The sequence below is a fragment of the Paraburkholderia sp. UCT2 genome, from assembly GCF_014397665.1.
GTDB classification, from domain to species: Bacteria; Pseudomonadota; Gammaproteobacteria; order Burkholderiales; family Burkholderiaceae; genus Paraburkholderia; species Paraburkholderia tuberum.
On sequence record NZ_VZQO01000044.1, the window covers coordinates 1 to 12,336 of the forward strand.

Genomic DNA, 12,336 nt, shown 5'->3' on the forward strand with positions numbered 1-12,336 from the left:
CTTCCGGCATCATCGCGATAATCCGTTGCCGTATGACGTGGTCGTGATCGACGAGGCGTCGATGATCGACGTGGCGATGGCCACGCATCTGCTCGACGCGATCGGGCCGCAAACGCGGCTCGTGATGCTCGGTGATAAGGACCAGCTCGCCGCGGTCGAAGCCGGCGCGGTGTTCGCCGAACTCAGCGCGCGGCCGGCGTTGAGCGCGCGCGGATTGCAATGGGTCGCGCAGGCGCTCGACATCGACGAGGCGCGGCTCGCGCGGGCTTTGCCGCGCGCGTTGCGTGAAGTCGATGAAGCTCCGTTGGACGATTTATTTGCGCTGCCCGAGACGCCGCAAACTTTCGAGTCACCCGCGTCGGGCGATCTGTTCGGTGACGGCGTGACATCGGCGACTGGCGAGCAGGCGGATCGCGATAAGCGATCGGCGATCGAACGCAACCCGCTCGCGGACTGCGTCGTCTGGCTCGAGCGCAACTACCGGTTCGGTCTCGAGTCGCCGATCGGCCGTTTGTCCGTCGCGATTCGCAACGGCTCACCGAGCGCGGCGCTCGACGTATTGCAGATCGACCCGACCGAGGTCTGCGCCGCGGCGCTGCACGAGGACGCTCACACGATGCTGGCCGAGCGCACCACCGCAAGACTTGCCGGTGGCTTCGCGCCGTACGCCGACGCGCTTGCCAGGGCGCTCGCCGTCGATACGCCCGATCCAGTGCCGCTCTTCGACGCGCTCAACCGCTTCCGCATCCTCTGTGCGACGCGGCTCGGACCTCGCGGCGTCGATCAGGTCAACGCGGCGATGGCGGCTGAGGTGCGCCGCGCCGCGGGCGTCACGCTCGCGGTCGGCGCGCAGTGGTTTGCCGGACGTCCGGTGATGGTGACGCGCAACGATTACGCGCTGGGTCTGTTCAATGGCGACATCGGCATTGCGCTGCCGGGCGCGGGTGGCGCGCTGCGCGTGTACTTCCGCACCGGCGACGGCGGTGTGCGCGCGGTGTCGCCGGCCGCGCTGCCGCCGCACGACACCGCGTTCGCGCTGACGGTCCACAAGTCGCAAGGTTCGGAGTTCGAGCAAGCGGTGCTGGTGCTGCCGTCGGCGTTCAGCCGGGTGTTGTCGCGTGAGCTCGTGTATACGGCGATTACTCGCGCGCGCGAACGCGTCGAGGTGATCGGCGCGCGGGCCGTGCTCGCGCAGGCGATCGCGACGCCGACGCAGCGTGATTCGGGGCTGGCCGCGCGGATTGCCGAAGCATCGCGTTGATCGCGCGGCAGCAGGCAGAAAAAGCGGAGTGGCGGACTTGTGGTGCGAGCGGCGCTCAACCGGCAACCCCGCTTGCCCGCTCGATGGCCTCGACGCGGCTGCGCATCGTCCTGCGATACCACAGTGTCCACAGCGCGAGTCCCGCGTAGATGCCGTAGCCGATCAAGGGCGACACGACGAGGAAGCGTTCGATCGGCCACGTCAGCGCCATCCACGCGCGTAGCGCGGTTTCGGCGGTCAGCCCGATGCCCCACACGAGCGTCATGGTTCGCATCGCGGTGGCGAGACCGGGGCGCTCGCGCCATAGCGCCTCGAAATGCGCGGCGCCGCCTTCCATTTCGCGCGCGACCGTCGCGCGCGCGAGGTAGAAGATCAGAGGACGACGCATCGGCAGTGACAGCAGGAACGCGACGCCGACCGCGCCGGACACCAGCGACTCGCGCAACAGCAGCATGCGCGGACTGCCCCCGAGCGCCATGGCCGCGACCGACAGCACGATGCCCGCCACCACCATCACGCTGAGCGCATCGACGCGCCTGAAGCGCGCGAGCTCGATCGCGCTCCACACGAGCGGCGGCACGGCGGACGCGATCAGCGCGCCGGTCTCGCCGACCCGCGGCAACGCGAGCCGGTAGGCAAGCCACGGCAGCAGAAAGTTGACGGCCAGTTCGAGCACGAAACCGGGACGGATTTTCATATGAATTTACGCCGTAAGCGAAAGAACCAGTATCGATGAACCGGTCGGGCCGACGCAAATGGTTTTTTTCGTAGCGTTCGCGAGCCGGTGCCGCCGGGCGCCGCACCGGGCGCTCCGCCGCCTTCCCGCGAGTTCGCGCATCTCGCGCCGAGCGCTTGTACACTGACGCATCTTCCTTGCCGACCACACATGACATCCCGCTATCCGGTCCCGCCCAACGAAATCGAATTGACCGCCGTGCGCGCGCAGGGGGCGGGTGGTCAGAACGTCAACAAGGTGTCGAGCGCGATCCATCTGCGTTTCGACGTGCGTGCCTCGTCGCTGCCGGAAGTGCTGAAGATGCGTCTGCTCGCGCTGTCCGACCACCGGCTCACGCGCGACGGCGTCGTGATCATCAAGGCGCAGGAGCATCGGACCCAGGAGATGAACCGCGCGGCGGCGCTCGCGCGGCTCGATGAACTGATCGAAAGCGTCAGCGTGACCCGCAAGCATCGGGTCGCGACGCGGCCGACCCGCGCGTCGAACCTGCGGCGGCTCGACAGCAAGACCAGGCGCAGCGAGGTCAAGACGGGGCGCGGCCGCGTGCACGAGTAGCGGCGTGGGTCGCTAACGCCCGGCGCCGCGTCTGCCGGTGCGCACATCCGGCGGTGACGCCTCCGGCACGAAGTCGACGCACAGCACGTGCGTGCCGTCGCGCTCGAACGCGATCGCCGCGGTGTAGCAGTCCTGACCATCGGCGAGCGAATAATGCGGCCCCATCATCGCGACGCGGCCCGGCGCCGCGAGCGCGTGCCGGAAATACGCGCGACGCGACCAGTTGCTGCGCGTCTCCGTATAGAGCGGCGCGAGCCGCTTCGGAGGCGGCGGGACCGACGCCGCCGTCACCGAAGGCTGGGTCTGCTCGCCCAGGCCGTCGGTGAGGAATACGCGGCGCGCTTCGGGCAGATGCCAGATCTTTTGCGCGGCCTGTTCGAGGTCACCGGTCGCCTTGTAGGTGTCGACGGCGGCCAGCACCGCTTCCGCGAAGCCCTCGAACCCGAGCCGCTGGTGGCCGGCGTGCGCACGCTCGTATTCGGCGAACTTGCTCCAGATCGACGCGACGAGCGCAGGCACCTTCGTGCAGGCGGCCAGCACGCTGCTCTTTGGCTGACCGAACCAGAACCCCTGCACGAAATCGACGTCGGCCTGCATCAGGATCATCAGTTCTTCATCGGTTTCGACGCCTTCGGCGAGCACGAGCGTGCCCGACTGATGCAGCATCGCGATCAGATGGCTGATCATCGATTCGTCGCCCTCGCGCTTGCCCGCGCGCGCGACGAGCGAGCGGTCGAGTTTGACGATGTCGGGGCGGAAGCGCCACACGCGATCGAAGTTCGAGAAGCCGGTGCCGAAGTCGTCGATCGCGATCAGAAAATCGCGCGGCTGCGAGGCGGCGAGCATGCTGGCGACGGCGGATTCATCGTCGGCGGGCTGCTCGAGCACTTCGATCACGATGCGCTCCTGCGGCAGCCCGAAATGCGCGGACAACTCGTCGATGAAAGCGCGCTGCGGCCAGCCGGTTTCGAACACCTGCGGGCGCGTGTTGAGAAACAGCCACCCGGTGCTGATGCCTTGCTCCATGAAGTTCGCCACATGCAGGCAGCGCGCGATGCGATCGAGTTCGCGCGCTTCGGCGGCCGAGCGCGTGCCCGAGAACAATACTTCGGGCGAGACGGGCAGACCGACCGGATCGAACGCGCGCAACAGCCCCTCGTAGCCGACCACGCACTGATGCGTGACCGACAGCACCGGCTGGAACACGCTGTGCAATGTCAACGCGCGCCAGGTCGCGGTCCAGCCCGACTCGCCGCGGGCCAGGTGCGGGAGCAGGCCGCTCACGGTCAATTCGCTGACGGATGGCATAGAAGCGGGCATGAAAGCTGACATGGGATCGTTGCGGCAAGGGAATGAAGTGGCACGCAAACCCATTCGGCGCGTAGCGCTCGCACACCCGAAGCGCCGCCGGAACGAAACGAATGCGTCCCGCGAACACGGAGGGCGGTACCAGCCACGCTGGACTCCGGCGAATTGGTCAAAATGAGTCTAGCAGTTTGCAGCGCGCGACAATGTGCGGGTTATCACAAACGCATGGGCGCGAAAATTGTCTGCAAAACGGCTGCCTACGGCCGTGCGGCAATCCGTTGCGGTAATGCGCCGGGGCGTCCCGCGCGCTTGCCACGCGCGAAACCGATTCTCAATCGCAATGAGTTACCGTACCACGCCGAGGGTAGCAGGGCGCCCGGTGGTCGCCCGCCAAACTCCAGGCCGACGGTGCTCACATGCTAGTGCCGCTGTAGGCGCTGATGCGGCCATTCGGGCGGCGGGCTTGGCACTGCTCTGCCGGGCGGATTCTGGCGCGACGTGCAGGAGCCGCGCCGGTTCGTGTTCATCGAGCGGTGGGAAAGCCCATGAAGCGCTCGCGGCGCATGCGAAATCCGCGCATATCCAGGCTTATAAGAAGGAAGGCGGCCGCGGCTTGGATCGAGCACGCGGAGATTCGCGTGGTGTCGAAGATCGCCTGAATTCGGGCGCGGGCGTCAGCGGCGCGCGGACACGCTGGACAGGTGGGGCGGCCCTGAGGCCGCCGGCGCGCCGTCAGCGATCAGTGGGTTGCTTGCGGGACATCGAGAATCAGGATGATGGTCCAGTCGGCGTCGCCGTCATGGTGATACTGGCGCTCCGCGACAATGAACGGCTCCTGCTTGCCAGCCGGGCCGAGAAACAGCACGTCGCCTTCCATCGGCAGGCATTCGACGGGCGGCAGCGCGAGGTACGCTTCCTGACCGCCACGCGGCATCAGTTTTTCGATCTTGCGAGATGCTGCTTCGGTCCATTCGATATCAAGCTGGATGTTGCTCATGCTGTCCTCCGCACCAGGGTGCGCACGGGTTAGGGGATGCCGGCGGCTCGCCGGTCGGTGCGCGACTTTAGCATACAGAGAGCAGAGCGCCGGCGGCTTGCCAAGCCGGTGCGCGCTCGGAGTGCCTTGCCAGCGGCGAGCGGGTCGCACAAATAAAAAAAGCCGAAACCGGCGCTGCCAGCTTCGGCTTTTTCACCTTCACGACGAGGCCGCGAGGCGAGATCCGCGAAGTCGTTCAGGTGCCCGACGCGTCGGCACCCTTCTTCGGGTGATGCGGGGCCATCTTGTGATGCTTGGCCGGCGCGGCGGGTGCGCTTCCCATCGACTGCTCGCGGTTTTGCAAATCTTGCGCACGCTGCTCGACGTCGGCGGCCTTCGCCGGATCGGTGCTCGTCGTGATGCCGTTGTCCTGCGCGTGAGCCGCGCCGGCTGCGGCACACAAGGAAACCAGGATCGCCATGGACACTTTCTTCATCGTTACCTCCGTAGAATGGTGGTGGACCCGAGTATTGCCTGTCCAGTGGGAAAGACAATGCATTCTATCGAGCAAACTCTTCTCCAGCCGATGGCTTTGTAACCGTGCTCAACACTTGTTACGTTTTGTAATAGCTGGACGCTGTTTGAATAAACCGCGACGTCCTCGAGTGCGAGAGCGCAGCGGCCTACATCGTCCGTCAGAACCAGCCGATCGCGCGATACAGGTGAAATTGCGCGAGACCGATCAGCTCATGCAACGCTATCTCCGCGGCCACGAGATTGGCGAAGCGCGGCAGCACGCCGATCCGCGCGCGCCGCGCGCTCGAAATCTGTGGCTGCGGCTCGACGCCGAAGCGCTGAAAATCGAGCAGCGCACGCGGCATGTGATACGCGGAGGTGACGAGTATCAACGTGTCGTAATGTGATTGACCGACAATAACCGAGACGTTGCGCGCGTTCTCATAGGTCGTGCGGCTGCTTCGATCGAGCACGATGTCCGAGCGCGCCACCTGCTGACGCAGCAGATAGGGCAGGTAGGTGTCGGCTTCGGTCGCGCTATGCCGCTGCGGATTGCCGCCGCTGACGATCACCCGGCACGTGCTCGCCGTGCGCTTGCAGGCCGCGTAGTTCTGCGCGCTGACCTCGATGCGCGAGAGTACGTCGCGCGGTGGCACCAGCACGTGGTCGTGGTCGTAGACCGTGCCGCCGCCGAGCAGGATGATCGCGGTGCGTGGCGCGAAGGTGGCGGCCGTGGCGCTCTGTCGTTGTGGCTGCGCCAGATCGAGCAGTGGCGCGGTTAGCCAGCCGGCCGCGAGCAGCCAGAACAGCGCGATCATGCAGACGATGAGCGGCCGGCGCGCACGTTTCCATAGCACGATTGCTGCAAAAAAAAGCGCTAATAAAGTGAATAGAATCAATTTAAATGGGGTAACGTATGTCTTTCGGGACAAATCCACGGGCCTGCCATCGCGCCGCGGCGGTTGCATCGTCGGTTCATGGAGAGAACGCTAACATGCCGTTCTGACGGGGGTTCCGAAAACGAGACCAGGCAGCACCTGGCGGAAATCCGCCGTCAGACAGGCGGCGAGCTTCCGACCAGGAGCGGGTGCTACGCGCGTCGCCGGTGGCGCAGTGACGCGTGGGCATGAATGTGTCATAGCTGCACTTTAAGAAAGAAGTGAGATGACCACGTATTCCAACGAAGCGGTACTTGAAGCGCTGCGGCGAGCGCAATATCGTCAGGTTCCCTGGGCCAGAAGGCCGGGTGTCTTCCAATATCTTCGCGCGCTGGGGCTGATGGACACCGTTCGTCAGCGAACCGTCGCACCGGCGCCAGGCTTTCATGCTCCCGTCGACATCGCGGTGCTCACCGAACGCGGCAAAGCGGAGTTTGCGCGGCTCGAGCATGACGAGCGTCTGCTCACATGGACAGCGCAACGCATGAACGATTATGTTCTCGGCGCGGCCGAACCGCAGTCCGCCGCGACAGCCGAAGTCAGATCTTAGCTCAAGGTTCATCGTTTATCTGAACTGAGTCACTGTCCGCCCGGGCCTGTCGCCCCCTCGGCGGGCCGTCGCTGACGTCGACCGGTCGCCGTGCGCGTCCGGGGGCGAATCTCGGCTTCCCATCGACAAGGCGGCGACGCGATCCGCGCAGGTCGTTGCCGTTGCGCGCCTTTCATTCCATCAACGCCTCGAGGGCGAAAAAAAGCCCGTATCACGAAGATACGGGCATACCGGAATTACTACTGCCACGCTGTGCTAATGGCGTTGAGTCAGACTGGTGCCGCGTCCGGTGGTTCCCCGATCGTAGCTGCGCAATGCAAGATACTGGGCGACCGCGTCGCGCCACGCGCCGTCCGAGCGGCGACTTAGCAAATCAACGCCGCCGCTGATCCTCACGCGGCGCATCGGGCCGTGCCCGCACATTGCTGGCGATATCGCCGCGCAGATCGCCACGCGGCGTCGGCGGCGTGAAGTCGCGATTATGGGCCTCGCTCTGCTGCCACGCTTCCAGCGTGGCTTGGCGGTCCGGGCGCCAGTTCCACCCTTGCGGGCGTTGTTGCGCAATTGCGGGCGCGGCCATCGATGAAATCACAATGCCGCACAACACCAGTGACATTGGTTTCATTCCGAAATCCCCCTCAACCTCGAGCCCCTCGACTCAAGGCCTGTTTGCATAAGTATTAACGTATGCCGGGGGACGAAAGCACGCTGTAATTAATAGTAAATGGATGTTTCACCCGGAGCTATCGGGTAGTTTGGCAGTCTGAGGCAGCGCGCAAGGAGCGCTGTGGCGGTCGTGCGGGAGGCGCGACGAAAGGGGCACGCGAAGCGGAGAAGACAGCGTCTCGCGGCGACCGTCAAATGCTGGCGGGTCGTGGGCGCGCACGCAATCGTGGAAAAGTCGGCTGGATAAAAAAACCGGGTGCCTACGGGCGCCCGGTGACCGCGTAGTTTCGCGTCAGGCCATCTTGACCGGCGCGCGCCACGATTCCGGATTGGTCCAGAACGCGCCGCGTAGGCGGTCGCGGCTCGGCGGTGCCGGCGGTTTCGCGGCCGTTGCGCCGATCCGGCCGCGCAGCGAGACTTCGCGGCCGCTCGTGCCAAGCCGTTTCACAATTTCAGCGAGCGTGCCATCGGCTTGCCACTCGTCGAAGCGTCGGCGGCAAGTCGGGGGGGACGGGTAGCGGCCCGGCAACTTGGACCAGCCTTCGCCTGTCGACAACACCCAAAGCACGGCGTTGACCACCGCCCGAGCTTCCACGCGCGGTCGACCGCGCCGTTCGCTGCGCGCCGGCTCGGCGCAGAACAAAGCCTCGACCAGCGCCCACTCGTTATCTCTCAAATCGTCGAACAGCATCATGTTTCACCTCAGCGAAGCTAACTCCGGTGCGCTGCCCCGCGCCGCGCACTCTTCACGCACTCGATAGGCGAGTGCCAAAGGGGACGGGCTTGCCACGGATTGCCATCGGAAATCATGGCGCCCTCCCTGTGCGTTTCTCAACGCACGAAGTGTGCCAATCTGCTGCCGATTGCCTGAAAGCCCCGTGGCGGCGGGCCAACGCGGGCGCCAGCCAGGGCCGTATAAGAATCCAAAAAACCCATCTCGCAAATCGGGACAATCACCAATCTGGGGCAGAAAAGCCCGGCCGGCGTGCGTTCGCGCTTTTTTGCTGCATTGCAGCGGCCACGTGGACGGTGCTATGCCGCATGTATTTGGTCGTACAATGCGCATCAAGCTGCGCTATTAATGAGGTGAACAAATGAATGTGACGCTGCGACAGCTCAGGGTTTTCATCGAGGTGGCGCGCTTGCAAAGCTTCAGTCGGGCCGGCGACGAAATCGGCCTCACGCAGTCGGCGGTCAGTCGCTGCGTACGCGAGCTCGAAAGCGAGATCGGCCTGAAGCTCATCGATCGCACGACGCGCGAAGTGCAACTAACCGACGTAGGCGGCAACCTCGTGGCGAGTGTGTCGCGACTGCTGGGGGATCTCGACGACGCGTTGCGCGAGATCCGCGAAATCGGCGAGCAGCGCCGCGGACGCGTGGTGGTCGCGGCGAGCCCGACCGTCGCGTGCCGGCTGATGCCGCGCGTAGTCGCGTCGTGCGGACAGCAGTTTCCTTATGTGACGCTTGGGCTGCGCGACGACGTGCAAAGCGACGTAGTGCGCAAGGTGAAGTCGGGTGAAGTGGACTTCGGCGTGATCATCGGCCCGTTCTCCGACGACGATCTGCTCAGCGAGACGCTGATGACGGACTCGTTCTGCATCGTGTCGCGTGACGATCACCGGCTCGCCGCGCGCAAACAGGTTACGTGGAAGGACCTCGACGGCGAGCAACTCGTGATGCTCGATTATGCGTCCGGCAGCCGCCCCCTCATCGATGCCGTGATGCAGGCGCAGGGCGTGAACGCCACCGTGGTGCAGGAACTCGGCCATTCGGCGACGGTGTTCGGGCTCGTCGAGGCGGGCGTCGGGATCAGCGTGCTGCCGTGGCTCGCGCTGCCGCTGCCGGCGGGGGCGTCGCTGGTCGCGCGTCCGCTGGTGCCGCGCGCGGAACGCCTCGTCGAACTGGTGCGGCGGCGCGACCGGTCGCTGTCGCCCGCGGCCGAGGCGGTGTGGAATCTGATCCGCCAGTTGCCGGGCCGGGCCGAGGAGTTGAATTAACGGGCGGGATCGCGTGCGATCCGTTCGACCGGTGGATTGGCGCCGGGCGCGGCCCGCCGCCCACACCCCGCCTACCGCTACTCGCTGCGCCGCTGTCCGGTTACCCGGCGCGCTAAACTACCATCTTCATCGCGCACGCCTTCGCGGTTGCGCTTCGAGCCTCTTATCCTTCACCCACCCGGAAGCCTCGATGAGCGAATTGGACCTGCCCGTGCCCTCCATCCCGAATGCGCGCGACGCCGTACGCGCGCTGCGTCCATCGCAAATCCGTGAAGTCGCGAACGCCGGTTTCGGCGTCGACGACGTGCTGCCGTTCTGGTTCGGCGAGTCCGATCGCGTCACACCCGCATTCATTCGCGATGCCGCGAGCGCCGCGCTCGCCGCCGGCGCGACGTTTTACACGCACAATCTCGGCATCGCGCCATTGCGCGCGGCACTTGCGGGCTACGTCAGCGAGTTGCACGGGGCGACGTCGCCCGAGCACGTCGCGGTCACGAGCGCGGGCGTCAACGCGCTGATGCTCGCCGCGCAGCTGGTGGTCGGCGGCGGCGACCGCGTCGTCGCGGTGACGCCGCTATGGCCGAATCTGGTCGAAATCCCGAAGATTCTCGGCGCGCATGTCGAAACCGTCGCGCTCGGCTACGGCGAACGCGGGTGGGAGCTCGACGTCGGGCGATTGCTGAGCGCGCTGACGCCTGACACGAAAATGCTGATGATCAACTCGCCGAACAACCCGACCGGCTGGGTGATGAATCGCGACGACCAGCGCAGCGTGCTCGAACACTGCCGGCGGCACGGCATCTGGATCGTCGCGGACGAGGTCTATGAGCGGCTCTACTATCCCGGCGATGACGCCGCCCAGGCGGCCGGTGTGCGCACCGCGCCATCGTTTCTCGACCTCGCGACACGCGACGAACGCGTGATCTGCGTGAATTCGTTCTCGAAAGCCTGGCTGATGACGGGGTGGCGGCTCGGCTGGATCGTCGCGCCGACCGCGTTGATGGACGACCTGGCGAAGCTGGTCGAGTACAACACGTCGTGCGCGCCGTCGTTCGTGCAGCAGGCGGGCATCGCGGCGCTCGAGCAGGGCGAGCGTTTTACGCAGCAGCTGGTGCGCGACCTGAGGACGTCGCGCGATCATCTGGTGCGCGCGCTGTCGGCGGTTCCCGGCGTCGATGTGAAGGCCCCGCTGGGCGCGATGTATCTGTTCTTCTCGATGCCGGGCTCGACGCGCAGTCTCGATTTGTGCAAGGCGATGGTGCGGGAGGTCGGGCTCGGCGTGGCACCGGGCAGCGCGTTCGGGCCGCAGGGCGAGGGGTTCGTGCGCTGGTGCTATGCGTGCGATACGGTGCGGCTCGATGCCGGCGTCGAGCGCTTGACGCGGTTTCTGGCGCGCCACGCCGGGGCCTGATCATGCGGCCTCGTACGCCCCCCGCGCTTCGTGTTGACGCACCGCGAGCGGCGAAAAGCCGCGAATCGTGAGAATCTTCTTGCTGTCGACTCGACCCGGGCGGGCGCGGCTACACCGGTCGGCGCCGCACCAGAAGAGGCACGGCAGATCGCGGCTTTACGCCCCGGTCGTTTTTGCGTAATATGGCGCTCAGTCACGCGATTCCTTTCAGGAATATCGCCGCTCCGTCCGGCTGGGTCTGGCTCGATAAGTCTGTTCGCCACCCCCCGGTGCGTGCTCCCATCAATATGACCGATCAGAATCGGGCGAGCGCGTCTTCAGTTCCACATCGTCTGTTTGATCCGGTTCTTTGACCACAGGGTCTGACCTAGCTGCATGAATACCCAAGAGGCGAAGATCGTCCTCGAGACTGCCTTGATCTGCGCGCAGGAGCCGTTAAAGCTCGGCGAATTGCGCAAGCTCTTTGCCGACGGCGTGTCGGCGGACACTGTTCGGACCTTGCTCGAAGACCTGAAGCGGGACTGGTCTGGGCGCGGTGTGGAGCTGGTCGGGCTGGCGTCGGGCTGGCGGTTTCAAAGCAAGCCCGCGATGCGTTCGTACCTGGATCGGCTGCATCCGGAAAAACCGCCGAAATATTCGCGCGCGGTGCTCGAAACGCTCGCGATCATTGCCTACCGGCAACCGGTGACACGGGGCGATATCGAAGAAATTCGCGGTGTGACGGTGAATACGCAGGTCGTCAAGCAGCTCGAGGATCGCGGCTGGATCGAGGTGATCGGTCATCGCGACGTGCCGGGGCGTCCGGCGCTGTATGCGACCACGCGCCAGTTCCTCGATGACCTTGGTCTAACGGCGCTTGACGAGTTGCCTCCGCTTGCCGATCCGTCCGCACAACTGAACGCGGATCTGCTGGGTCAGCACGCGATCGAGTTTGCCGAGGGCGACGCGCAAAGCATGCAGCAGCCGATGCAGGATGCCGGGCACGACATCGCGGGCGAGGCTGGCGAGCCGGCTCCGCCGGAAGCGGCGCAGCACGCCGCGTCGGGATTTGAAGCAGCGCCGCCCGAGACGGTAGCCGAGTCGACGCTCGAACCGGAGCCCCGTGCGGAAGCGACCGGGCAGGCCGGCACGACGAGTGCGTCAGACGCGTCGAGCGCGCCGCACGACATGCAACAACAGCCCGAACCGGCACCCGCGGCAGCGCATGCCAGCGTCGCCGGCTCGGCACAGCATTACGATCCGGTCGCCCAGACCGATCCGGCAACACCCGCGCACGGCTCGGGCGTAGCTCGCAATACGGAGCACGCTGCCGAGCCGAACCCGATCGAGGCGGCGCACGACGATCCCGAGGATCGCCGCGATGCCGCGCAGGACGCAGGTTTTCTGACCGACGACGAAACCGAGTCACGCAGCGCCTGACGT

General features: G+C 65.7%; 12 protein-coding genes and 2 pseudogenes. 7 read left to right on the forward strand and 7 right to left on the reverse strand.

All coding sequences use genetic code 11. The features are described from left to right. On the forward strand, nucleotides 1-1,261 hold a 1,261-nt coding region (locus tag F6X39_RS28065; protein ID WP_187618977.1), incomplete at its 5' end, for an AAA family ATPase. A gap of 55 nt (nucleotides 1,262-1,316) precedes the next feature. Here the strand turns inward: F6X39_RS28065 and F6X39_RS28070 are convergent. Beyond that, nucleotides 1,317-1,958: a VC0807 family protein gene (locus tag F6X39_RS28070; protein ID WP_187618978.1), complete on the reverse strand. Its 642-nt coding sequence runs from the start codon at nucleotides 1,956-1,958 to the stop codon at nucleotides 1,317-1,319. 189 nt (nucleotides 1,959-2,147) lie between these two features. Between F6X39_RS28070 and arfB the strand changes: the two genes are divergently transcribed. Next, complete coding sequence (gene arfB, locus F6X39_RS28075) at nucleotides 2,148-2,552, forward strand: alternative ribosome rescue aminoacyl-tRNA hydrolase ArfB (protein ID WP_187618979.1); 405 nt, start codon at nucleotides 2,148-2,150, stop codon at nucleotides 2,550-2,552. A gap of 12 nt (nucleotides 2,553-2,564) precedes the next feature. Here the strand turns inward: arfB and F6X39_RS28080 are convergent, their stop codons facing one another. Continuing rightward, nucleotides 2,565-3,860 carry an EAL domain-containing protein gene (locus F6X39_RS28080; RefSeq protein ID WP_187619015.1) on the reverse strand — a complete coding sequence of 432 codons (1,296 nt, stop codon included), beginning with the start codon at nucleotides 3,858-3,860 and terminating at the stop codon, nucleotides 2,565-2,567. 492 nt (nucleotides 3,861-4,352) lie between these two features. Between F6X39_RS28080 and F6X39_RS28085 the strand changes: the two are divergent. Beyond that, a pseudogene (locus tag F6X39_RS28085) lies at nucleotides 4,353-4,519 on the forward strand (putative quinol monooxygenase); the annotation flags it as partial. Between the two features lie 80 nt (nucleotides 4,520-4,599). Here F6X39_RS28085 and F6X39_RS28090 read toward each other — a convergent pair. The 3 genes from F6X39_RS28090 to F6X39_RS28100 form a co-directional block, all read right to left on the reverse strand. Beyond that, nucleotides 4,600-4,857: a DNA-binding protein gene (locus tag F6X39_RS28090; RefSeq protein WP_090804111.1), complete on the reverse strand. Its 258-nt coding sequence runs from the start codon at nucleotides 4,855-4,857 to the stop codon at nucleotides 4,600-4,602. 235 nt (nucleotides 4,858-5,092) lie between these two features. Next, entirely contained in the window at nucleotides 5,093-5,332 is a 240-nt protein-coding gene (locus tag F6X39_RS28095; RefSeq protein ID WP_090804113.1) for a hypothetical protein, read from the reverse strand. 199 nt (nucleotides 5,333-5,531) lie between these two features. After that, entirely contained in the window at nucleotides 5,532-6,251 is a 720-nt protein-coding gene (locus F6X39_RS28100; protein WP_410450480.1) for a YdcF family protein, read from the reverse strand. 265 nt (nucleotides 6,252-6,516) lie between these two features. On the opposite strand from F6X39_RS28100, the gene F6X39_RS28105 reads away from it, so the two are divergent. Next, nucleotides 6,517-6,840, forward strand: coding sequence for a hypothetical protein (locus tag F6X39_RS28105; protein ID WP_018418368.1), 324 nt, complete (start codon nucleotides 6,517-6,519; stop codon nucleotides 6,838-6,840). Between the two features lie 373 nt (nucleotides 6,841-7,213). On the opposite strand, the gene F6X39_RS28110 is transcribed toward F6X39_RS28105, so the two are convergent. Both F6X39_RS28110 and F6X39_RS28115 read right to left on the reverse strand, forming a co-directional pair. Beyond that, nucleotides 7,214-7,465: a hypothetical protein gene (locus tag F6X39_RS28110; protein WP_090804114.1), complete on the reverse strand. Its 252-nt coding sequence runs from the start codon at nucleotides 7,463-7,465 to the stop codon at nucleotides 7,214-7,216. Between the two features lie 336 nt (nucleotides 7,466-7,801). Next, nucleotides 7,802-8,197, reverse strand: a pseudogene (locus F6X39_RS28115) (transposase); the annotation flags it as partial. Nucleotides 8,198-8,600: 403 nt separating this feature from the next. Between F6X39_RS28115 and F6X39_RS28120 the strand changes: the two are divergent. From F6X39_RS28120 to scpB, 3 genes are all read left to right on the forward strand, one after another. Beyond that, a complete protein-coding gene (locus F6X39_RS28120) occupies nucleotides 8,601-9,503 on the forward strand; it encodes a LysR family transcriptional regulator (RefSeq protein ID WP_184071227.1) in 903 nt (300 codons plus the stop codon). A 190-nt stretch (nucleotides 9,504-9,693) separates the two neighbouring features. Beyond that, entirely contained in the window at nucleotides 9,694-10,914 is a 1,221-nt protein-coding gene (locus F6X39_RS28125) for a pyridoxal phosphate-dependent aminotransferase (RefSeq protein ID WP_187618980.1), read from the forward strand. Between the two features lie 375 nt (nucleotides 10,915-11,289). After that, nucleotides 11,290-12,333: an SMC-Scp complex subunit ScpB gene (gene scpB, locus F6X39_RS28130; protein ID WP_187618981.1), complete on the forward strand. Its 1,044-nt coding sequence runs from the start codon at nucleotides 11,290-11,292 to the stop codon at nucleotides 12,331-12,333. Nucleotides 12,334-12,336 lie beyond the last annotated feature (3 nt).

Bases quoted from the DNA above. Each gene is read 5' to 3' on its own strand.
- arfB (WP_187618979.1), top strand. From the start codon at position 2,148: ATGACATCCCGCTATCCGGTCCCGCCCAACGAAATCGAATTGACCGCC.
- F6X39_RS28125 (WP_187618980.1), top strand. From the start codon at position 9,694: ATGAGCGAATTGGACCTGCCCGTGCCCTCCATCCCGAATGCGCGCGAC.
- F6X39_RS28090 (WP_090804111.1), bottom strand. From the start codon at position 4,857: ATGAGCAACATCCAGCTTGATATCGAATGGACCGAAGCAGCATCTCGC.
- F6X39_RS28095 (WP_090804113.1), bottom strand. From the start codon at position 5,332: ATGAAGAAAGTGTCCATGGCGATCCTGGTTTCCTTGTGTGCCGCAGCC.
- F6X39_RS28105 (WP_018418368.1), top strand. From the start codon at position 6,517: ATGACCACGTATTCCAACGAAGCGGTACTTGAAGCGCTGCGGCGAGCG.
- F6X39_RS28120 (WP_184071227.1), top strand. From the start codon at position 8,601: ATGAATGTGACGCTGCGACAGCTCAGGGTTTTCATCGAGGTGGCGCGC.
- F6X39_RS28110 (WP_090804114.1), bottom strand. From the start codon at position 7,465: ATGAAACCAATGTCACTGGTGTTGTGCGGCATTGTGATTTCATCGATG.
- F6X39_RS28070 (WP_187618978.1), bottom strand. From the start codon at position 1,958: ATGAAAATCCGTCCCGGTTTCGTGCTCGAACTGGCCGTCAACTTTCTG.
- F6X39_RS28080 (WP_187619015.1), bottom strand. From the start codon at position 3,860: ATGCCATCCGTCAGCGAATTGACCGTGAGCGGCCTGCTCCCGCACCTG.
- scpB (WP_187618981.1), top strand. From the start codon at position 11,290: ATGAATACCCAAGAGGCGAAGATCGTCCTCGAGACTGCCTTGATCTGC.